Raw genomic sequence first — 21,260 nt, forward strand, 5'->3', positions numbered from 1 at the left:
TAGTGGGGCAAACGGACGTTGCGAAAAAGTGACTGTTGTACACTTTACCAGTTGTCAATAAAGAGGCGTATTATAGCACTATCTTGCGTACTGAATCTAAAAACACCAATAATAAATTGTAACCATTGCGAGACTAAGTTAGTCTGCACAATAATTAAAGTTCCCCCACTTTTAAGTGATTTAACATTAGTGATTAACGATTATGGCTAAAGAAAAATCTCAGCAAGTTCCTACCGTTAGTTTTGAAAACTCCCTTCAAGAGCTGGAGCAAATTGTCGCTCGCCTAGAATCCGGAGAGCTACCTTTGGAAGACGCGTTAAACGAATTTGAGCGTGGCGTCCAAATTGCCAAGCAAGGTCAAAAAGTCCTCCAGCAAGCAGAACAGCGTGTGCAAATTTTGCTGAGCGATGACGAAAATAAAGCCCTCGACGATTTTTCACCTGATACAGAATAAATTATGTCCGAACAACACCCAGACACCTTTGCGCGTCAACAACGCCAAGCTCATGATCGCGTTAATCAGTATCTATTAACCTCATTAGATTCACTGCCTTTTGCTGATCTCCCCTTAGCACAAGCCATGAAATACGGCACGTTATTAGGGGGTAAGCGCTTACGCCCTTTCTTAACGTATGCCGTTGGCGAAATGCTGGGCGTGAGTCTTGATAATTTAGACGCACCCGCAGCCGCCGTTGAGTGCATCCACGCTTACTCGCTGATCCATGATGATTTACCGGCTATGGATGATGACGACTTGCGTCGTGGGCAACCCACTTGCCACATCAAATTTGGTGAAGGTAATGCGGTACTTGCTGGCGATGCCTTACAGACATTTGCCTTCCAGTTACTGTCTAGCGCATCAATGCCCGATGTCTCCGATAAAGACCGTATTGCGATGATTGCAGAACTGGCGTATGCCAGTGGCTTAGCGGGTATGTGTGGCGGACAAGCATTAGATCTTGATGCAGAAGGTAAACGCGTTGATCTTGTTTCTCTTGAGCGTATCCACCAGCACAAAACGGGGGCTTTAATCCGTGCCGCTATTCGTCTTGGCGCCTACGCCGCGGGGCATAAAGGATATCAAGCCTTAGCTAACTTAGATAAGTACGCGGAATCCATCGGATTAGCCTTCCAAGTTCAAGACGATATCTTAGACGTCATCGGTGATAGTGCAGTAACGGGCAAACGCCAAGGTGCTGATGAACAACATGAAAAAAGTACTTATCCATCACTGTTAGGTCTTGAAGCGGCTCAAGAAAAAGCCAAAGAGCTCTATCAAGATGCGATCACCGCTTTAGAATCATTGCAATCCCAAGGCTACAATACGGATTTGTTAAGAGCTTTAGCCAATTTTGTCATTGAGCGCAAAAGCTGACAATATGCTTTGCCTTTTGGTATAGATAAGACCGATAATTATAATATTGATTACCTGAGTAACTTAGAGCCGTTGTGACGACTTATAAAATACGTTTAACGAAGAAAAATCACTGTCACCAGCCGCTCAATGTTAACAGGCATCGCCCTAATTAATTTAAGTAGTGAGCACCTAATGAGTATAGATACCGCTAAATACCCAACGCTGGCACTGGCAGAGACGCCTGATGAACTGCGCCTTTTGCCAAAAGAGAGCTTGCCAAAGCTTTGTGATGAACTGAGACAATTTTTACTAAATAGTGTAAGTCGCTCGAGCGGTCACTTTGCATCAGGACTGGGGGCTATTGAACTCACCGTTGCTCTGCATTACGTCTATAAAACTCCATTTGACAATCTTGTTTGGGATGTTGGTCACCAAGCATATCCGCACAAAATTTTGACTGGGCGCCGTGACAGAATCGACACCATTCGTCAAAAAAATGGGTTACATCCATTCCCATGGCGTGCCGAAAGCGAGTACGACATTCTTAGTGTTGGTCATTCCTCAACCTCCATTAGTGCCGGTTTAGGTATGGCTATCGCCGCAGAAAAAGAAGATAAAAATCGTAAAACCGTTTGTGTCATCGGTGATGGTGCGATTACCGCAGGAATGGCATTCGAAGCCATGAACCATGCCGGTGATGCCGCGCCCGATATGCTGGTGATCCTCAATGATAATGAAATGTCCATCTCTGAAAACGTTGGCGCGCTGAATAACCATTTAGCCCATTTACTTTCCGGCAAGCTGTATACCACACTGCGTGAAGGTGGAAAGAAAGTTTTCTCGAATATCCCGCCAATCAAAGAGTTACTCAAGAAAACCGAAGAACATATCAAAGGCATGGTTGTGCCTGGTACCATGTTTGAAGAGCTAGGCTTTAACTACATTGGCCCTGTTGACGGACACGATGTGATTGCGCTGATCCAAACGTTAAAAAATATGCGCGAGTTAAAAGGCCCTCAATTCCTGCACATTATGACCAAAAAAGGTCGTGGCTATGAGCCAGCAGAGAAAGATCCAATTAGCTGGCACGCCGTACCTAAGTTCGACCCAGCCACTTTTACGTTACCAAAAAGCAAAGACACCAGACCGACATTCTCAAAAATTTTTGGGGATTGGCTGTGTGAAGAAGCTAAAGGCGACGATAAACTGATGGCCGTCACCCCAGCGATGCGTGAAGGCTCTGGTATGGTACGTTTCTCTAAAGAGTACCCAGACCAATATTTTGATGTGGCGATTGCCGAACAGCATGCAGTGACTTTCGCAGCAGGTCTTGCTATTGGGGGTTACAACCCAATCGTGGCGATTTACTCGACCTTCTTACAACGTGGTTACGACCAAGTCATTCACGATGTGGCTATCCAAAAACTCCCAGTGATGTTTGCCATTGACCGTGCGGGTATCGTCGGTGCTGATGGTCAAACTCACCAAGGATCATTCGATATTTCATTCTTACGCTGCATCCCAACAATGGTCATCATGACACCAAGCGATGAAAACGAATGTCGCCAAATGCTACATACTGGGTATCATTATCAAGAAGGTCCAACCGCGGTACGCTATCCGCGAGGTGCTGGTACAGGTGCAGAATTAATGCCATTGGCACCACTCGAAATTGGGAAAGGAATTGTCCGCCGCCAAGGTGAAAAAGTCGCTATTCTCAGCTTTGGTACACTGCTCAGCAATGCACTCGAAGCCGCAGAACAAATCAACGCAACCGTGGTTGATATGCGTTTTGTGAAACCATTAGATGAAGCCTTAATCCTTGAAATGGCGAAGAGCCATGACATGCTTGTGACGCTGGAAGAAAATGCGATTATGGGCGGCGCAGGAAGCGGTGTGAATGAATTCTTAATGAAAGAGAAAAACGTTCTCCCTGTACTGAATTTAGGTTTACCGGATTTCTTTATTCCTCAAGGGACACAAGATGAGTTATTGGCTGATCTGGGCTTAGATGCCACAGGGATCGTTAACGCTATCAATGCTTACCTGAATAAGTAACTTATAAAAAATTAAGGCGTTACCTAAAAAGTAACGCCTTAATATCGTAACAGGCTAATTGAAAAATTAGAAAGGCATAACTTGATAATGGACCAATAACCAAATTGTCACATAGGCAAATATCGCAGCAATGATGTCATCAATCATAATGCCAAACCCACCACTGACTTTGCGATCAAAAATACGAATTGGCCAAGGTTTCCACATGTCATAGACACGGAAGATCAAAAAGCCAGTGAGAACCCACTGGATACTCACCACAGGGATGGCCATTAATGTAATCCACATGCCAATAAACTCATCCCAAACAATACTGCCATGGTCATGGATCCTCATATCATCGGACGTTCGTTGGCATATCCAACACCCAAACCAGAATCCAACGACAATAATAACCCAGAGGATCCAAACAGGGAGTTTATCCATTAGCAACCAAAATGGAATGGCGGCTAATGAACCCATTGTACCGGGAACAATTGGCGATAAACCACTACCGAAACCCGTCGCGAGAAGGTGCCACGGATTACGCATATTCAATCGTTTTTTTGCTGCTGCTTTTTCTTGAGCGGTCGCCATGGACATCTTCCTAAACAAAATGATCGAAGCCCTTGAGGTCAACCTCAACAGCTTGGTTATCACAAAAATAACGGATCCCTTCGGATTGGGGCTTAATTTGGCCAATACAGGTAAAACCTGCCCCCGTATGAGCAAGCGCAACTTCTAAAGCTCCCCGATTCATTTCAGGCACAGTAAAGCATAGCTCATAATCTTCACCACCACTTAGCGACCAAACCCTCGCTTGCTCAATAGAACAATTCTGCTTCAACGCATCAGACTGTGGTAAGGCATCGAGATTGATCCGCGCTCCGCAACCGCTCGCTTTTAATATATGATTGAGATCGGAAACTAACCCATCTGAGATATCAATCGCAGATGAAGCTAAATTGCGTAAAGCCTGCCCCTGTAAAATGCGTGGTTGTGGGCGTAAATGGCGCTCAATCAGCCACTGTTTATGCTCAGGGTTTTCAGCATGTAATCTATCTTGCAGTATCGCAAGCCCTGCCGCGCTATCTCCCAATGAGCCTGTCACGTAAATCCAATCTCCATTACGTGCACCAGAGCGAGATAATGCTTTGCCTGTCGGTACAAGACCATGAACGGTATAGGTTAAACTCATTGGTCCACGTGTCGTGTCTCCCCCAATCAGCTGCATTCCGTAGTAATTCAGTTGTTCAAACAACATATCACTAAAAGATTGCAGCCATTCACTATTTACACTTGGCAAAGTAATGGCGAGAGAAACCCAAGCGGGATCAGCGCCCATCGCAGCAAGATCACTTAAATTTGAAGCTAGGGATTTATAGGCAAGGTCAGCGGGAGAGATATCGGGTAGAAAATGAATACCGGAAACTAGGGTGTCGGTACTCACAGCAAGTTGCTGTTTTTCAGGGATAGTCATTAGCGCACAATCATCGCCAATACCGATATTAACATCACGTCGGTTTACAAGTTGGCGATTAAAAAAACGTGCGATGAGGTCAAATTCGCCATATGACATGGTAGATTTTCCATTTTCGCTATGTCTCACTTGTCATAAACTGAAAAGCCAGACATAAGTACTAGGGTAGACTGGAACCCAGCCTACCCATTATGACTTACGTATTACAGGAGGGAACCTGATTATGTTTATTTCTTACGACGTACCGCAGGTGCTGCTTTATCTAACACACCGTTGACAAACTTATGGCTATCTTCAGCACCAAAAACTTTCGCTAATTCAATACCTTCATTGATAGCAACTTTGAAAGGCACATCTTCTCTATAGCTTAGTTCATACATTGCTACACGTAAAATTGCTTTCTCAACTTGACCTAACTCTTCTAACTGACGAGATAAGTAAGGCGCCATTAATTGATCCAGCTTCGTAGCATTGTTTGCAATACCAGAAATCAGCTCACGGAAATAGGTTACGTCAACGTCAGACATGTCCTGTTCAGCAATAAACTCATATTCTACGTCGGCAATAGGATTACCGGATAATTGCCATGAATAAATGGCCTGTACAGCACACTCACGAGCGCGACGACGAGCAGCAGGTTTCACAAGATTCCCCTTAAATAAAAAAAACTACACAGCATATCTCGAACTCATAGAACCGAGATATGACGCGCATTATTTGCCTTTTACAGCTTTAATCACATTAATCATTTCGAGAGCGGTCAGTGCAGCTTCTGCACCTTTGTTACCTGCTTTAGTACCAGCTCGCTCAATGGCTTGCTCGATATTTTCAGTAGTTAATACACCGAAAGTCACAGGAACTTCGCTATTTAATGCAACATGAGACAGACCTGAGCTGCACTCACCTGCAACAAATTCAAAGTGGGCAGTACCGCCACGAATAACAGTACCTAATGCGATAACTGCATCATATTTTTTGGTTTCAACCAGTGCTTTCACTGTCAGTGGTAATTCATAAGCACCTGGTACCCAAACAACGGTGATGTTATCTTGAGCAACTTGGCCAATACGCTCTAACGCGTCAACAGCACCGTCCAGCAGGCTATCATTAATAAAATTGTTAAAACGAGCGATAGCGATAGCAACACGCGCTTTTGGCGCAGCAACAACACCTTTGATTACGTTCATAATCTTCCTCAAATATTAATTACAACCCGCGGGGCGCGGATTTTATCACATTCTTTAGTTAACCGTACGAGTGAATTTCAGCAAACCGCTAAAAAAACACATTTACCATACAGGGCGTAACCTGACGCGAAGGTCATTTCCGACTTTTTCAACATCAGTAAATTCAAATTGAGGCGCATCTGATAATGCGCTTAATTCAGGGAGACTCACTAACCCACGTGCAGTATCCCCAAGTAATTTAGGTGCGATATAGACGATCAGTTCGTCGACTAAACCGAGTTTTAATAATGAGCCTGCAAGCTTAGCGCCCGCCTCTACCCAAATACTATTCACATTACGTTTCGCTAATTGCATCATCAAAATCACTAAATCGATGCCATTATCATCTGCAGGGATAGCAAGTTGTTCGACATTGCCCTGCCATGTTTCTGTGGTATCCGGCGTTGGGCGGATTAGCCAGCATTCACCATCTAACTGTGTCACTTTATGTTCGGGCTTCACGCGATTGTGTCTATCTAACACAATACGAATAGGTTGGCGCAGCTTTTCTTCTGGGTATTGTGCTTGAACATCCGCAGGTAATTCGTTCCAACGCACCGTCAAAGCAGGATCATCAGCAAGCACGGTATTACTGGTACTCAAAATAGCACTGGCTTGAGCGCGCAGCGCTTGAACATCTTTACGCGCTGCTGGGCTCGTGATCCACTTACTTTCCCCATTCGCTAATGCGGTTTTACCATCTAATGATGCGGCGAGTTTTAATTGAATGTAAGGAAATGCGGTACGCATACGTTTTAAAAAGCCACGGTTTAGTGCCTCGGCTTCTTCCAACAGAATATTGCTGGCAGTTTCTATTCCCGCTTGAGATAACATAAATAAACCGCGGCCAGCCACTTGAGGGTTAGGGTCTTGCATTGCCGCGACGACGCGGGTGATCCCCGCATTAATTAACGCTTCTGCACAAGGTGGGGTACGACCGTGATGGCTACAAGGCTCAAGGGTCACATAAGCTGTGGCGCCTTTCGCTTTATCACCCGCCATTCGAAGTGCATGGACTTCTGCGTGTGGCTCACCCGCTTTTTGATGGTAGCCTTCGCCGACAATTTCACCGTCGCGCACAATCACGCAACCCACATTTGGGTTCGGTGATGTCGTAAAACGTCCTTTTTTTGCCAACTCAAAGGCTCGGGCCATGTAGATAAGGTCTTGTTCAAGCATCGGTATTAGTCCTGTAACTTGGCAATTTCTTCGCCAAACTCACGTACATCTTCAAAACTACGATAGACAGAGGCAAAGCGAATATAAGCCACTTTATCGAGTTTTTTGAGTTCATCCATCACCAGATTACCAATCAACTTAGAGGGAACTTCACGCTCGCCAGTCGCTCGTAGGTGGGATTTAATAGAAATTATGGCTTGATCGATAGCATCGGAACTGACAGGACGTTTTTCTAAGGCTTTCAACATGCCTCGGTTGAGCTTTTCTTCATCGAAAGGTTCGCGAATGTCGTCACTTTTAATTACCCGAGGCATAACAAGTTCCGCCACTTCAAATGTGGTGAAGCGTTCATGGCAAACCAAACACTGGCGGCGCCTGCGCACTTGTGAGCCTTCACCAACCAGACGCGAGTCAATCACTTTCGTATCTACAGCTGAGCAAAATGGGCAATGCATAGGAATTCCTGATTCTATTTTATAGGGTAGATAGTGTAACTCAGACCTGAAATGAAAAACACCCTGAGGATTATTTATCCTCAGGGTGTTTATGAGACACGAATGCCTGTATTCGTTATGGTAATAAAGACTCTTGGTCTGCGCCTTCTTTCTCGACTTTCGCCTGAATTAAGTGCTCACGCTTCATACCCATCTTCAGTGCTAATGCAGAAGCCACGTAGATAGATGAAATCGTACCAATTGTCACACCGATTAACATAACCAGTGAGAAGCCTTCTAACATCGCGCCACCAAACAGGTACAGCATCAGAACCACTAATAATGTTGTTGCTGATGTCATGATGGTACGGCTCAATGTTTGGGTCAAAGAGACGTTCATGATTTGGTACGGTGTACCGCGACGGATCTTACGGAAGTTTTCACGGATACGGTCAGATACCACGATACTATCGTTAAGAGAGTAACCGATAACCGACATCAATGACGCCACGATGGTCATATCAATCTCAATATGAAATAGAGATAGAATACCTAAAGTGATCACCACGTCATGAGCCAATGCCAATACGGCACCCGCCGCCAAACGCCATTCAAAACGGAAACCAACGTAGATCAGGATACAGATAAGCGCTGTTAATAACGCTAATGCCCCTGTTTGTGCTAACTCAGCACCTACGCTTGGTCCTACGAACTCAATACGCTTAACCGTCGCTTGCTCATCAACGTTTTTATTGATGATAGTAATGATCTCTTTACCGACTTCTTGACCCGCTACGCCTTCAACTGGCGGTAAACGGATCATGATGTCTCGGCTGCTACCAAAGTTTTGGATTAATGGATCTTTATGATTCGAGTTAGACAGGCTATCACGAATTTTATCCAAATCAGCAGGCTGGCTAAGGTTGATTTCAATGACGGTACCGCCCGTAAAATCAAGTCCCCAGTTAAAGCCTTTAACACCGATAATCACACAAGAAGCGATCAGTAAAATGATAGAAATGCTAAAGGCAACGTTGTCCCAGCGCATGAAGTCATAGACTTTACGGCCATAGTTCAATTGTTCAACAGTATAATCCTGTGCCACAACGTGCTCCTTAAATTGACAGCTTGTTAATACGTTTACCGCCGTATAGCAGGTTCACGATTGCACGTGTACCAACAATAGCTGTAAACATAGAGGTTGCGACACCAATCGCTGTCGTGATCGCAAAGCCTTTAATCGAACCAGTACCCACTGCATACAGAATAATTGCGGTGATTAAGGTCGTTAAGTTTGCGTCGGTAATACTTGAGAAGGCGCCTTTATACCCTTCGTGGATCGCTTGTTGCACTGAGCGTCCATTGCGAAGTTCTTCTTTGATACGTTCGTTTATTAGAACGTTGGCATCGACGGCAACCGCAAGGGTTAGGACGATACCAGCAATACCTGGCATGGTCAGCGTCGCCCCTGGTAACAGAGACATCACACCCACGATTAAGACCAAGTTAGCCATCAGAGCACTACTCGCAATCAGACCAAATTTACGATAGTAAATAATCATAAACAGGATAGAAGCTAACAGACCCGCGATACACGCTTTCAGACCTTGCTCGATGTTTTGCATACCCAATGTTGGACCGATAGTACGCTCTTCAACAATTTGGATTGGCGCAATCAATGCCCCCGCACGCAGCAGTAAAGATAATTGACGCGCTTCGTTCGCGTTATCAATTCCCGTAATACGGAATTTGCTGCCGAAACGAGCTTGGATACGCGCGGCGTTAATGACTTTTTCATCTTTAACTAAAATCGCTCGACCTGCAGCATCTTTTTTACCACTGTCTTTGTATTCAACAAACAGGGTTGCCATCAGCTTGTCTTGGTTGTCACGAGTAAAGTCAGACATGATTGAGCCACCGGCACTATCAAGGCTAATACTCACTTGCGGATAACCATTTTCATCGGTTTCAGATGTAGAATCGGTGATGTGGTCGCCCGTTAAAACAACGCGCTTATACAGCACATAAGGCACGCCATTACGATCAGATTTAAGCTCTGAGTCACCAGGGATACGTCCACTTTCTGCCGCTGCGCTATCTACGCCAGTATTCACTAAGCGGAATTCTAAGGTTGCAGTTGCACCTAAGATTTCTTTTGCGCGCGCAGTATCTTGGATACCCGGTAATTCAACAACAATGCGATCCGCACCTTGACGTTGAACCAGTGGTTCAGCAACACCTAATTGGTTAACACGATTACGAATAATCGTGATGTTTTGAGAGACGGCATAGTTACGCGCTTCACGTAAGCGCTCATCAGTCATAACAGCAATCATGGTGTTATCGCTGCCGTCAGAAAACACTAAGTCTGGGTATTTACGCGCCAGTGTTTTCTCAGCAAGACTGCGATCATCAGCGTTACGGAAGCGAACTTCGACGCTGTAATCACTGCCTTTACGAATAGAAGAGTACGCAATACCTGCTTGGCGCAAGTCATTACGCAAACCATCCATGTTTTGTTCCTGCAATTTACCTAATGCAGTGTCCATATCGACTTCCATCAGGAAGTGAACCCCACCACGTAAGTCCAGACCCAGCTTCATCGGTTCACCACCGAGAGCTTCAAGCCATTTTGGTGTAGCAGGTGCAAGGTTTAATGCAACAACATACTGGTCACCCAGTGCATTCATGATGACTTCACGAGCACGTAACTGAACGTCAGAGTTGTTGAAACGGGCTAAAATTGCCCCATTTTCAAGAGCAACAGATTTGCTCTGAATTTTGTCTGTTTCTAAAGCTTTTTGGACTTGGATCAGCGTTTGTTCATTGGCGGCGGTTCCCCGCACGCCAGTGATCTGAACAGCCGGATCCTCACCATATAGGTTTGGAAGTGCATACAGCAAACCGATGAGGATCGCAGTGATCAACATCAGATACTTCCATAAAGGATAACGGTTTAGCACGGCAGTTCCCTTCGGGAAAATTCAGAATTAGATTGCTTTCATTGTGCCTTTAGGTAGAACAGCAGCAACGAAATCACGTTTGATAGTTACTTCAGTGTTCTCACTCAGTTCAAGAACAACATAACCTGTTTCAGACACTTTAGTTACACGACCGATTAAACCACCCGTTGTTAAAACTTCATCGCCTTTAGCGATTGATTCCATCAGTTTACGGTGATCTTTAGCACGTTTTTGCTGTGGACGCAGGATCATGAAATAGAAAATCAGCGCGAAAACAACCAGCATAATAATCAGAGAGTACGGGCTACCTTGAGCGGGTGCGCCTGCTGATGCAGCTGCTTCAGAAATAAAAAAACTCATTCAACTTTCCTCATTGTTATTGAAAGCAATTTCAAACTTACACTTTAACTAATTCAAGTTACATAAAATACATCAAACCATTATGTAACTAGAACTAAAAACTATAATTTGCACTAAATAATTCTTTTGGCTGATGCCAATAACCACAATCAGCTGCAAGAACGAAGGGTACAGCCCGATATGCTACACAGTTCGGGCTAACTTCGCACTTTAAATTCACTCTCTATTTAATGAAGGCTGGGCTTTGCCAATCTTCTGATAGAAATCCGCAGCAAACTGCTCAAAATTACCCGCTTCAATTGCTTGGCGAATACCCGCCATTAAGCGTTGATAGTAACGTAAATTATGGATGGTATTGAGTCGCGCCCCCAAAATTTCATTACAACGGTCAAGATGATGCAAATACGCACGGCTGTAATGACGACAAGTATAGCAGTCACACTCTGCATCAAGAGGTGATGTGTCTGACTTATACTTCGCATTACGAATTTTTACCACGCCGTTAGTGACAAACAAATGCCCATTACGTGCATTTCGAGTTGGCATCACACAGTCAAACATATCGATACCACGACGTACGCCTTCCACTAAATCTTCCGGCTTACCAACGCCCATCAGGTAACGTGGTTTTTCTGCTGGAATTTGCGGACATACGTGCTCTAAAATACGGTGCATATCTTCTTTTGGTTCACCGACTGCTAAGCCGCCTACAGCGTACCCATCAAAGCCAATTTCCACCAGCCCTTTCACGGAGATATCGCGTAAATCTTCGTAAACACTGCCTTGGATAATCCCGAACAGCGCATTTTTATTGTTCAATTCATCAAAGCGCTGGCGGCTACGTGCAGCCCAACGTAATGACATTTCCATTGATGTTTTTGCGTAATCCCAATCAGCTGGATACGGCGTACATTCGTCGAAAATCATCACGATATCAGAACCGAGGTCGTACTGAATTTCCATCGATTTTTCGGGGCTTAAGAAGACTTTTTCACCATTAATTGGATTACGGAAATGAACACCTTCTTCTTTAATTTTACGCATTGCACCAAGACTAAAGACTTGGAAGCCGCCTGAATCCGTTAAGATCGGGCCTTGCCATTGCATAAAGTCGTGCAGGTCACCATGTAATTTCATGATTTCTTGACCCGGACGTAGCCATAAGTGGAAGGTGTTACCCAGTAAAATTTGAGCACCGGTTTCTTTCACTTCTTCAGGCGTCATTCCCTTAACCGTGCCGTAAGTTCCTACTGGCATGAACGCCGGAGTTTCTACCACACCGCGTTCAAAAATCAGGCGACCACGACGCGCATTACCGTCGGTTGTCTGTAATTCATATTTCACGTTTTATCTCCTAGCATCAGAAAAACAGTCTGGTGCTATTGGTTACTGAATCTAAGCGAGCAGCTACGCCGCCACTTATTCTTGTTCTGCCGAGCCGACTTGCTCAAAACGAGCATTAGCATTTGGCGTAATAAACATGGCATCACCATAACTAAAGAAACGGTATTTTTGCTCAACGGCTTCTTTATAGGCTTGCATGGTGTTTTGATATCCCGCAAACGCAGAGACCAACATAATTAATGTGGATTCTGGTAAGTGGAAGTTAGTGATCAGGGCATCAATCACTTGATATTCATAACCCGGATAAATAAATATCTGGGTATCGTCAAAGAATGGAGCAATTAAAGCATCTTGGCTGGCTTTCGCGGCACTTTCCAGTGAACGAACAGACGTTGTTCCCACGGCAATCACACGATTTCCACGCGCTTTACACGCCAACACTGCATCGACCACCTCTTGCGGAACCTCTGCATATTCAGAGTGCATAATATGGTCTTCGATGGAATCAACACGCACCGGTTGGAACGTTCCCGCCCCGACATGCAATGTCACGAATGCCATCTCAACGCCTTTTTGGCGTAATGCTTCTAATAAAGGCTCATCAAAGTGTAAACCCGCTGTTGGTGCAGCAACTGCGCCCGGACGCTGGCTATACACGGTTTGATATAGCTCTTTATCAGACTCTTCATCTGGACGGTCGATATAAGGTGGTAATGGCATGTGCCCAATTTGGTTCAGAATGCTTAACACATCGCGCGCATCATCAAAGCGCAGCTCAAACAGTGCACCGTGACGAGCGACCATCGTCGCATTCACACTTTCATCTTCACCCAGTAGCAGCGCAGCACCCTCTTTTGGTGCTTTAGAGGCTCTAACATGAGCCAAAACACGATGTTCATCGAGCATACGCTCAATCAAAACCTCAATTTTACCGCCACTCGCTTTACGACCGAACAATCTAGCAGGGATCACTCGAGTGTTGTTGAACACGAGCAAATCCCCCGGCTCCAATTTTTCAAGAATATCGGTAAACACACCATGCGTGAGCTGTCCCGTGGCACCATCAAGACCAAGTAAGCGACATGAACTACGCTCAGCCTGAGGATAGTGGGCAATAAGTTCTTCTGGTAATTCAAAAGTAAAATCGGATACACGCATTGTATTGACATCAATCTAAAAAAATAAGGCAACTAGTCTAGTGCTGCACTGCCTTTGGCGCAAGAAATAAGCGCCATTTTGTATAAAAAAGAACCAATATTATGCAAATATTTTCTGAAACAGCACGGAATGTGTCGGCACCCTTTTTTCTTTCATTTTTTCGTTTCTGATATTTTTCGTTTATAGTACGGCCATGAACTATCTTGCTCATCTTCACCTAGCCTATCTTGCCAAAAGCTCCCTATTGGGGAACATGATGGCGGACTACGTACGCGGTAACCCTGCGGGAGATTACTCGCCAGACGTGGTTGCAGGTATCCGTATGCACAGAGCCGTAGATAGAATCACAGATACCCATCCGCTCGTGAAGCAAGCGCGCCATCTATTTCGCGAAGAATACCGCCGAGTCGCGCCTATCACCTTAGATTTAGTCTGGGATCATTTTCTTTCTCTGCATTGGGAACGTCTCGTTCCCTCACATTCACTCTCTGATTTTGTGCTTTTTGCCAGGCAAACCATTGAACCGGATTTGTGTCATACCCCTGAAAAATTTCAGGAGTTAAATGAGTATCTCTGGCCTCAGCAATGGTTGACGCGGTACGCAGAAAAAGCGTACATCGGTAAGTCACTTAATGGCATGGCAAGGCGCCGTCCAAAACTCGCTGCCCTTAGTGGCTCATTTGATGATTTTTTGCTTAATTATCTAGAACTTGAACATATTTTCTTTCAGTTTTATCCACAAATGATTGAGACGGCAAAACAGCAACTTTTTGCCCAAGAGTTCACATTACGTGCATCCGAATAAATTAAAACTTGCACTTTAATGGAATAAAACTATCTTATTGATATTAATCTGCCAAATTGATACCATTGATAGGCAAAAGCTATCATATTGATTGGTTTTAATGTCTTTATTCTCCAAGGATAAAACCTTATCCTTAGGTTATATTTATCCGCATGCCCCATTATGATTGCGGAGATAGAAACCCTTAAAACTCATAGGAGTACATTATGGTTCTGGTAACACGTCAAGCCCCTGACTTTACTGCTGCAGCTGTTCTTGGTAATGGTGAAATCGTTGAGAACTTCAACCTGAAGAAACACCTGAACGGCCGCCCAGCTGTGATCTTCTTCTGGCCAATGGACTTCACTTTTGTATGTCCTTCAGAACTGATTGCATTCGACCATCGCTATGAAGAATTCAAAAAACGCGGCGTAGAAATCGTTGGTGTTTCTTTCGACTCAGAATTCGTTCATAACGCATGGCGTAAAACTCCTGTTGATAACGGCGGTATCGGTGAAGTTAAATATCCGATGGTTGCTGATATCAAACGTGAAATCATGAAAGCTTACGGCATCGAGCACCCAGAAGCAGGCGTTGCTCTGCGTGGTTCTTTCTTAGTTGACAAAAACGGTGTTGTTCGTCACCAAGTGGTTAACGACCTGCCATTAGGCCGTAACATCGACGAAATGCTGCGTATGGTTGACGCGCTGCAATTCCACGAAGAGCACGGTGATGTTTGCCCAGCTCAGTGGGAAAAAGGTAAAGAAGGCATGAACGCATCTCCAAAAGGCGTTGCTGCTTACCTGACTAAGAACGCAACTGGTCTGTAATTTGACCTGTTAAGTTTCCAAGTGCCGGCTTAATGCCGGCATTTCTATATCTATGCCTATCTAAAATTTTTCCTACCGCGTTAACACTTTTTCACTTTTGTTATTCAGCCCTTCAAATCATTCATGCTATATCTTGATGATACAAATATTTAACAAATTATTTATTTGTATTACATCTACGCGTTACTTCCTTCACTAAATCGGGAGATACCAATGATAAAAAATGCATGGCGCCCCTCTTTACTACTGATTTCGTTGCTAACTTCAAGTCAACTTTATGCCGCTTCCGAACCTGCCGTTGAAGCAACAAAAGGCATGGTTGTCTCCTCTCAACACCTCGCGTCACAAATTGGTGCTGACATTTTAAAAGCCGGAGGAAATGCGGTGGATGCAGCGGTAGCAGTCGGTTATGCCCAAGCCGTTGTTAACCCTTGCTGTGGCAATATTGGTGGCGGTGGTTTTATGACGCTACACCTCGCGGATGGCAAAGATATCTTTATTAACTTCCGAGAAACAGCGCCGAAAGCTGCCAGCGCCGATATGTATTTAGATAAAGACGGCAAACTTATCAAAGATGCCAGCTTATATGGCTACCTCGCATCGGGTGTGCCGGGTACAGTGAAAGGCTTAGATTATGCCCTTGAAAAATACGGCACTATGAGCCGCCAACAAGTGATGGCGCCCGCGATTAAACTCGCTCGAGAAGGCTTTGTCCTAACCCGTGGCGATACCGATGTACTCGACACCACGACCGAACGCTTCAAACAAGATCCCGAAGTTGCTCGGATCTTTTTAAAACCGGATGGAAGTGCTTACCAACCGGGAGACTTACTAGTACAAACCGATTTGGCAAACACACTGGAAAAAATCGCCAATAAAGGACCTGTTGCATTCTATGAAGGAGATATCCCTAAAATCGTAGAAGCAGCATCGAAGAAAAATGGCGGGATCCTAACCGCTCAAGACTTTGCTGATTACGCCATTTCAGATACCACTCCCGTTAGCTGCACCTACCGTGGTTACAAATTTATCTCTGCACCACCACCAAGTTCGGGTGGTGTAACTATCTGCGAAACCCTCAATATTTTAGAAGGTTATGATCTTAAAGAGATGGGTTTCAACTCCGCAGAATACATTCATACGCTCACTGAAGCGATGCGCCATGCCTATATGGATCGCAATACATTCTTAGGCGACCCTGCATTTGTGGATAATCCAACGGGTAAACTGCTCAGCAAACAGTACGCCGCCGATCTGCGCAAAGAGATTGTGCCAAATAAAGCGACGCCATCCACTGAAGTGCAACCAGGAATGGGACCTCACGAAAAACCAGAAACCACCCATTATTCGGTCGTAGATGACAAAGGTAATGCTGTTTCAACCACTTATACAATTAATGGTCGATTTGGCTCTGTGGTGATCCCGCCGGGTACAGGTTTCTTCCTGAATGATGAAATGGATGATTTCACCACCAAAGTTGGCGAGAAAAATCTGTATGGGTTAGTGCAAGGGGAAAGAAACTCTATCGCCCCCGGTAAGCGCCCACTATCATCAATGAGCCCGACAATTGTCACTAAAGACGGCAAAGTCTTCTTAGTACTCGGCTCTCCAGGAGGCTCAAGGATCATTTCAATTACCTTGCAAACTGCACTAAACATTATTGACCACGGCATGCCACCACAAGAAGCAGTGAATGCCCCTCGCATTCACCATCAATGGCTGCCTGACGAGGTTTACTATGAGCAACGTGGTGTCTCTAAAGACAGTTTAGCGCTACTCGATAAGATGGGTTATAAGATGGTGGAGCAGACCCCATGGGGCGCTGCCGAGCTAATTATGATCGGTATTCCTGACGGTGCGGGTGTGAGTGCGAAATCTTCCGGCAACGACTCTGCTGTTTCTGGCAAAGTCCGTGAAGGCTTTATTTACGGCTCTAACGATGTTCGCCGCCCTGCGGGCAGCGCAGTGGGTGTGAATTGATTAATCGATAACTAAAATGAAAAATGCCAGTAGATTTATCATCTACTGGCATTTTTTTAAGTATTTACAATATATTATGCGTGCTTATGGTGCTCACTTGATGGCGCGATAACTCTGTCACACAGCGCAGCAACTACTAACACAACCAGCGATGGTAATAACCATGCTAAATCTTGCTGATATAGTGGGATAGACGTCATCCAGTCAGGGATATAAGTCTTCAAGTTATCAGATGCTTTCACGGCACCAATCAAACCGACCACAAAGCTTGTTAACATCGTCGGAGCAATCACGATGGTTGGGTTACGCCACCACTTCAACGTAAAGCTCATCAAAATCAAAACGATACAAGGTGGATAAATCGAAACCAATACCGGTAATGAGAACGCAATCAGCTTACTCAGTCCTAGATTTGAAATCACCATAGAGAACAAACCTAAAATCAATACCAATTTACGGTAAGAGATTGGTACATAGCGACTGAAGAACTCAGCACATGCGCAGGTTAGCCCTACAGCAGTCACCATACAGGCAACAAAAATCAACACCGCTAAGAAGAAGCTACCGTAGTTACCGAACGTGTATTGAACATATTCGTGAAGAATATCAGCGCCATCAGCTGGATTTGGAATCAATGATCCACTATTTTCGCCCAGTTTAAACAGCGATAAATAGACCAGAGTTAATAACACCCCAGCAATTAATCCTGCCCACATGGTATAGCGAGTTAATAATGAGGAGTTTTCAATACCGCGGGAGCGCGCCGCATTCACAATGACAATACCAAAAACCATGGCACCTAATGTGTCCATCGTTAAATAGCCATTAATAAAACCATTGGAAAATGCCATATTTTGATATTCAGGGGTTGCCAGAATCGGTTGTCCAGCAGGCCACATAACCGCAGCAACACCTAAAATTGCCAGTGCCAACATTTTGACTGGTGCCAAAATGTGCCCAACGCTATCTAGCAATTTACCTGGGTATAATGAAATACCGATCACCAGTACAAAATAGATGGCGCTATATACCAGCAGCGATATTTCAGATTCGCCACCAAGCAGTGGCGCAATACCCACTTTATAAGAAACGGTTGCCGTTCTTGGGGTCGCAAAAAGAGGCCCCACCGATAAATACGCAACGACAGCTAATAGCAGACCAGCGGTTTTGCCAATTGGCGTGCTGAGCGCTTCAATACCGCCCCCCACTTTCGCCAATGCAACGACGGTAAGAACTGGAAGGCCGACACCGGTAACTAAGAAGCCAAGTGCCGCAGTCCAAACTTGTTCACCGGCTTGTAAACCGACCATTGGCGGGAAAATAATATTTCCAGCCCCAACAAACAGCGCAAAGGTCATAAAACCTAAGGCGAGGATATCTCTGGATGATAAACGATGAGCCATATTATGTTAATTTTTAGTAAATTATGAAATAAAAACAGGTCACTTCATCTGTAACCTATTGGAACATATATGACGAAATAGAGTTCTGATTAACATCACATTAACAATACAAAATGCATGTCTTGGTTAGCTTTGCAATACTAAACATCAAAAAACAGTAAAAATCGCCAATAACTGGCGACAAGTAAAACTTTTATAGGGAAAAAAGGCAAGAGCAAACCCGAAAACAAGAACAATGCACCAAACTAAATTTAAGAACCAGTGATTACTGTCAGTAAAATTGCAATATCCCGTATATATTCAGGCTAAAAAATCACCAATAAAACATTTTTTAACCATACCGAAGAAATATTCACAGAATAAGATGAAGAAAATTGCAGGATAAAATTGAAAATATAGCGTAAGCGTTAGAAATAATACCAATATAGGGTAAAGTGCAAAACAAAAAACCTTGCTAACATGATGATTTAATTAGCAAGGTTTCGTTTTTTCGATTATTTTGCGCTTAATGTATTCACTTTCTTGTCTGACACAATAAACACTGGCGGTAATGTGAATGAAAACTCACTGCCTTTGCCAACCTGACTAGTTACTGAGAGCTGGCTACTATGATGTTGAACAGCATGCTTAACAATCGCTAAGCCCAACCCTGTTCCCCCACCACCTTGTCGAGAACGCGCTTTATCCACACGGTAAAAACGCTCTGTTAAGCGAGGAAGGTGCTCAGCCGGTATTCCCGGACCGTTATCACTTACACTAAACTGCGCGCCATTACTGGTTCGCTGCCATTTCACCTTAATTTTCGTACCGTCTGGCGTATGGTTTATGGCGTTATACACTAAGTTAGCAACCGCACTTCGTAGCTGCTCTTCATTACCATGAACTCGAAGTTTTTCATCAATACTGAATTCAAACTCGTGCCGCCCTTGGCTTAAGCTAATCGCTTCTTGTTCAATCATCTTAAGAATGACCGGCATATTAATCTGTTCATCAAGATTAATTTGAGGGGCAACCTCAATACGGGATAATTGCAGTAATTGCTTCACCAGGTTATCCATTCGATGAGTCTGCTCTTGCATCACAGACAACGCTTTTTTATTCATCGGTGAAGTGCCCTCTTGATCATCCATGACTTCAAGATAACCTTGTATAACGGTTAATGGCGTTCGTAACTCATGGCTAACGTTAGCAAAAAAGTCTCTACGCGCTTTTTCTAGACGGCGTTTTTCAGTCACATCTCTAGCCACCATCAAGAGTTGATCACTCGCATATGGCAAGATACGAAACTCAACAATTTCACCACTGTTAAGCTCAATCGTCAGCGCTTGATCATAGTTTTTCACGGTGAAATAGCGGCTAAAATCAGGATAACGTAACAAGTTAAAAATATGCTGTCCGTTATCCTCAGGCCAGCGAAAACCAAGAAGCTGTTGAGCATGGCGGTTACACCAGAAAATATTGCCTTCGGTGGTCATTATTACCACCGCATCAGGTAAGGACTCAGCCCCACTGCGAAAGCGCTTAATCAACTGCCCTAGCTCACGGCGACGCTTACGGTTACGCTGCTGCATCTGATAGATACCATAAAATATCGGCTCCCATCCCCCTTTACCATCCGGCGGCAGCATACTTCTATCCAACCAGAGCCAGTCAGAGAGTTTTAACAGGTTATATCCGTGCCAAATGAGTGCTGCGAGTAGCGAGATCACTAGCAGCCACGGAAGATGCCCAATAAAAACAGACAGTATCAATGCGGGTAAAATAAATAAAAACAGCCCCCAAACCAGCTGTTTTAAGGATAAGCGTTCAAGCACCCATGTTTCTCCCTAATGGTTTCTCAATAGCGAACAGAGAAGCGGTAGCCAGTACCACGAACCGTTTGCACCATCTTATCATGTCCATCTAACTCTAACGCTTTTCTTAAACGACGAATATGGACATCCACCGTTCTGTCTTCCACATACACGTTGGCACCCCAAACATAGTTGAGTAACTGCTCACGGCTATAAACTCGCTCTGGATGGGTCATAAAGAAGTGGAGTAATTTATATTCGGTAGGCCCCATATCAATGGGAATTTCCTTGCTGGTAACGCGATGAGAAGTAGGGTCAAGCACTAACCCGTTCATCTCGATAATATCTTCTGTCGCCATTGGAGAGATACGTCGTAAAATAGCTTTAACACGGGCTATCAATTCTTTTGGTGAAAACGGTTTGATGAGATAGTCATCCGCTCCCACTTCTAATCCTTTCACGCGATCTTCTTCTTCGCCCCTTGCCGTTAGCATCATGACAGGGACATCGCGCGTAGCACTATCACGCTTCATATGTTTAATGACTTGGATACCGGAACCTCCGGGTATCATCCAATCCAATAACACTAAATCAGGAAGGGGATCAACCAATTGCGCTATCGCAGAATCATAATCATCAGCCTCTGTCGGCTGAAAACCATTCTGTTCCAATACAAAACAAACCATTTCTCGGATGGGCGCTTCATCTTCAACGACTAGAATGCGTCTTGCCATGATTGTTCCTGTAAATAAGAAGAGATTTTTAATGTGACCGCATTATGCGTCAGTTTTGTGACAGAATTATGAATATCTTAACGCGCATTCAAGATCTATCATTAGATTAACAGCTTAATGTCATGTAAGTGAAATATTAACACCACATCTGGCTATCATTGCGAAGCGCTTCGCAACTCTCTTATTTTTACTATTTAA

20 protein-coding genes are annotated in these 21,260 nt (G+C 44.4%); 6 read left to right on the top strand and 14 right to left on the bottom strand.

The annotated features are described in order from the left end of the window. Positions 1-202 precede the first annotated feature (202 nt). The 3 genes from xseB to dxs all read left to right on the top strand — a co-directional run bounded on the left by xseB (position 203) and on the right by dxs (position 3,415). A complete protein-coding gene (xseB, locus tag GKR48_RS12430) occupies positions 203-454 on the top strand; it encodes an exodeoxyribonuclease VII small subunit (protein WP_036953869.1) in 252 nt (83 codons plus the stop codon). A gap of 3 nt (positions 455-457) precedes the next feature. After that, positions 458-1,375 (top strand): (2E,6E)-farnesyl diphosphate synthase, encoded by a 918-nt coding sequence (gene ispA / locus GKR48_RS12435; RefSeq protein WP_154628305.1) that lies wholly within the window; start codon positions 458-460, stop codon positions 1,373-1,375. Between the two features lie 174 nt (positions 1,376-1,549). Continuing rightward, on the top strand, positions 1,550-3,415 hold the full coding sequence (gene dxs / locus GKR48_RS12440) for a 1-deoxy-D-xylulose-5-phosphate synthase (RefSeq protein WP_154628306.1): 1,866 nt from the start codon (positions 1,550-1,552) through the stop codon (positions 3,413-3,415). 66 nt (positions 3,416-3,481) lie between these two features. On the opposite strand, the gene pgpA is transcribed toward dxs, so the two are convergent. From pgpA to queA, 11 genes are all read right to left on the bottom strand, one after another. Next, complete coding sequence (gene pgpA / locus GKR48_RS12445; RefSeq protein WP_154628307.1) at positions 3,482-3,991, bottom strand: phosphatidylglycerophosphatase A; 510 nt, start codon at positions 3,989-3,991, stop codon at positions 3,482-3,484. Positions 3,992-4,001: 10 nt separating this feature from the next. Continuing rightward, the gene (thiL, locus tag GKR48_RS12450; protein WP_154628308.1) at positions 4,002-4,973 is read right to left on the bottom strand and encodes a thiamine-phosphate kinase; all 972 of its coding nucleotides are present in this window, start codon (positions 4,971-4,973) and stop codon (positions 4,002-4,004) included. Positions 4,974-5,101: 128 nt separating this feature from the next. After that, complete coding sequence (nusB, locus tag GKR48_RS12455) at positions 5,102-5,518, bottom strand: transcription antitermination factor NusB (protein WP_336431158.1); 417 nt, start codon at positions 5,516-5,518, stop codon at positions 5,102-5,104. Between the two features lie 69 nt (positions 5,519-5,587). Continuing rightward, entirely contained in the window at positions 5,588-6,061 is a 474-nt protein-coding gene (gene ribH / locus GKR48_RS12460; protein ID WP_036953837.1) for a 6,7-dimethyl-8-ribityllumazine synthase, read from the bottom strand. Between the two features lie 102 nt (positions 6,062-6,163). Continuing rightward, positions 6,164-7,279 carry a bifunctional diaminohydroxyphosphoribosylaminopyrimidine deaminase/5-amino-6-(5-phosphoribosylamino)uracil reductase RibD gene (ribD, locus tag GKR48_RS12465; RefSeq protein WP_154628309.1) on the bottom strand — a complete coding sequence of 372 codons (1,116 nt, stop codon included), beginning with the start codon at positions 7,277-7,279 and terminating at the stop codon, positions 6,164-6,166. Between the two features lie 5 nt (positions 7,280-7,284). Next, positions 7,285-7,734 (bottom strand): transcriptional regulator NrdR, encoded by a 450-nt coding sequence (gene nrdR / locus GKR48_RS12470; RefSeq protein WP_006662792.1) that lies wholly within the window; start codon positions 7,732-7,734, stop codon positions 7,285-7,287. 115 nt (positions 7,735-7,849) lie between these two features. Beyond that, entirely contained in the window at positions 7,850-8,818 is a 969-nt protein-coding gene (gene secF, locus GKR48_RS12475) for a protein translocase subunit SecF (RefSeq protein WP_336431159.1), read from the bottom strand. Between the two features lie 10 nt (positions 8,819-8,828). Continuing rightward, on the bottom strand, positions 8,829-10,676 hold the full coding sequence (gene secD, locus GKR48_RS12480) for a protein translocase subunit SecD (protein WP_071992161.1): 1,848 nt from the start codon (positions 10,674-10,676) through the stop codon (positions 8,829-8,831). Between the two features lie 27 nt (positions 10,677-10,703). Beyond that, positions 10,704-11,036 (bottom strand): preprotein translocase subunit YajC, encoded by a 333-nt coding sequence (yajC, locus tag GKR48_RS12485; protein ID WP_006657183.1) that lies wholly within the window; start codon positions 11,034-11,036, stop codon positions 10,704-10,706. A gap of 216 nt (positions 11,037-11,252) precedes the next feature. Continuing rightward, on the bottom strand, positions 11,253-12,380 hold the full coding sequence (gene tgt, locus GKR48_RS12490; protein ID WP_132496177.1) for a tRNA guanosine(34) transglycosylase Tgt: 1,128 nt from the start codon (positions 12,378-12,380) through the stop codon (positions 11,253-11,255). Between the two features lie 75 nt (positions 12,381-12,455). Continuing rightward, positions 12,456-13,538 (bottom strand): tRNA preQ1(34) S-adenosylmethionine ribosyltransferase-isomerase QueA, encoded by a 1,083-nt coding sequence (gene queA / locus GKR48_RS12495; protein WP_154602750.1) that lies wholly within the window; start codon positions 13,536-13,538, stop codon positions 12,456-12,458. A 193-nt stretch (positions 13,539-13,731) separates the two neighbouring features. Here queA and GKR48_RS12500 point away from each other — a divergent pair, with 193 nt between their 5' ends. The 3 genes from GKR48_RS12500 (at position 13,732) to ggt (ending at position 17,132) form a co-directional block, all read left to right on the top strand. Next, on the top strand, positions 13,732-14,343 hold the full coding sequence (locus GKR48_RS12500) for an acyl carrier protein phosphodiesterase (protein ID WP_154628310.1): 612 nt from the start codon (positions 13,732-13,734) through the stop codon (positions 14,341-14,343). Between the two features lie 206 nt (positions 14,344-14,549). After that, positions 14,550-15,152, top strand: a complete 603-nt coding sequence (locus tag GKR48_RS12505) for a peroxiredoxin C (RefSeq protein ID WP_154628311.1) — start codon at positions 14,550-14,552, stop codon at positions 15,150-15,152. 213 nt (positions 15,153-15,365) lie between these two features. Next, positions 15,366-17,132, top strand: coding sequence for a gamma-glutamyltransferase (ggt, locus tag GKR48_RS12510; RefSeq protein WP_154628312.1), 1,767 nt, complete (start codon positions 15,366-15,368; stop codon positions 17,130-17,132). 74 nt (positions 17,133-17,206) lie between these two features. Here the strand turns inward: ggt and brnQ are convergent, their stop codons facing one another. From brnQ to phoB, 3 genes are all read right to left on the bottom strand, one after another. Continuing rightward, the gene (gene brnQ, locus GKR48_RS12515; protein ID WP_154628313.1) at positions 17,207-18,535 is read right to left on the bottom strand and encodes a branched-chain amino acid transport system II carrier protein; all 1,329 of its coding nucleotides are present in this window, start codon (positions 18,533-18,535) and stop codon (positions 17,207-17,209) included. Between the two features lie 494 nt (positions 18,536-19,029). Further along, a complete protein-coding gene (phoR, locus tag GKR48_RS12520; RefSeq protein ID WP_336431160.1) occupies positions 19,030-20,349 on the bottom strand; it encodes a phosphate regulon sensor histidine kinase PhoR in 1,320 nt (439 codons plus the stop codon). Positions 20,350-20,372: 23 nt separating this feature from the next. Beyond that, positions 20,373-21,062: a phosphate regulon transcriptional regulator PhoB gene (gene phoB / locus GKR48_RS12525; RefSeq protein ID WP_036953802.1), complete on the bottom strand. Its 690-nt coding sequence runs from the start codon at positions 21,060-21,062 to the stop codon at positions 20,373-20,375. Between the last annotated feature and the right edge of the window lie 198 nt (positions 21,063-21,260).

This window comes from Providencia sp. wls1943 (assembly GCF_009706275.1).
Classification (GTDB): domain Bacteria; phylum Pseudomonadota; class Gammaproteobacteria; order Enterobacterales; family Enterobacteriaceae; genus Providencia; species Providencia zhijiangensis.

Bases quoted from the DNA above. Each gene is read 5' to 3' on its own strand.
- nrdR (WP_006662792.1), bottom strand. From the start codon at position 7,734: ATGCATTGCCCATTTTGCTCAGCTGTAGATACGAAAGTGATTGACTCG.
- phoB (WP_036953802.1), bottom strand. From the start codon at position 21,062: ATGGCAAGACGCATTCTAGTCGTTGAAGATGAAGCGCCCATCCGAGAA.
- GKR48_RS12505 (WP_154628311.1), top strand. From the start codon at position 14,550: ATGGTTCTGGTAACACGTCAAGCCCCTGACTTTACTGCTGCAGCTGTT.
- yajC (WP_006657183.1), bottom strand. From the start codon at position 11,036: ATGAGTTTTTTTATTTCTGAAGCAGCTGCATCAGCAGGCGCACCCGCT.
- queA (WP_154602750.1), bottom strand. From the start codon at position 13,538: ATGCGTGTATCCGATTTTACTTTTGAATTACCAGAAGAACTTATTGCC.
- brnQ (WP_154628313.1), bottom strand. From the start codon at position 18,535: ATGGCTCATCGTTTATCATCCAGAGATATCCTCGCCTTAGGTTTTATG.
- ribD (WP_154628309.1), bottom strand. From the start codon at position 7,279: ATGCTTGAACAAGACCTTATCTACATGGCCCGAGCCTTTGAGTTGGCA.
- xseB (WP_036953869.1), top strand. From the start codon at position 203: ATGGCTAAAGAAAAATCTCAGCAAGTTCCTACCGTTAGTTTTGAAAAC.
- ispA (WP_154628305.1), top strand. From the start codon at position 458: ATGTCCGAACAACACCCAGACACCTTTGCGCGTCAACAACGCCAAGCT.
- GKR48_RS12500 (WP_154628310.1), top strand. From the start codon at position 13,732: ATGAACTATCTTGCTCATCTTCACCTAGCCTATCTTGCCAAAAGCTCC.
- ggt (WP_154628312.1), top strand. From the start codon at position 15,366: ATGATAAAAAATGCATGGCGCCCCTCTTTACTACTGATTTCGTTGCTA.
- ribH (WP_036953837.1), bottom strand. From the start codon at position 6,061: ATGAACGTAATCAAAGGTGTTGTTGCTGCGCCAAAAGCGCGTGTTGCT.
- dxs (WP_154628306.1), top strand. From the start codon at position 1,550: ATGAGTATAGATACCGCTAAATACCCAACGCTGGCACTGGCAGAGACG.
- thiL (WP_154628308.1), bottom strand. From the start codon at position 4,973: ATGTCATATGGCGAATTTGACCTCATCGCACGTTTTTTTAATCGCCAA.
- pgpA (WP_154628307.1), bottom strand. From the start codon at position 3,991: ATGGCGACCGCTCAAGAAAAAGCAGCAGCAAAAAAACGATTGAATATG.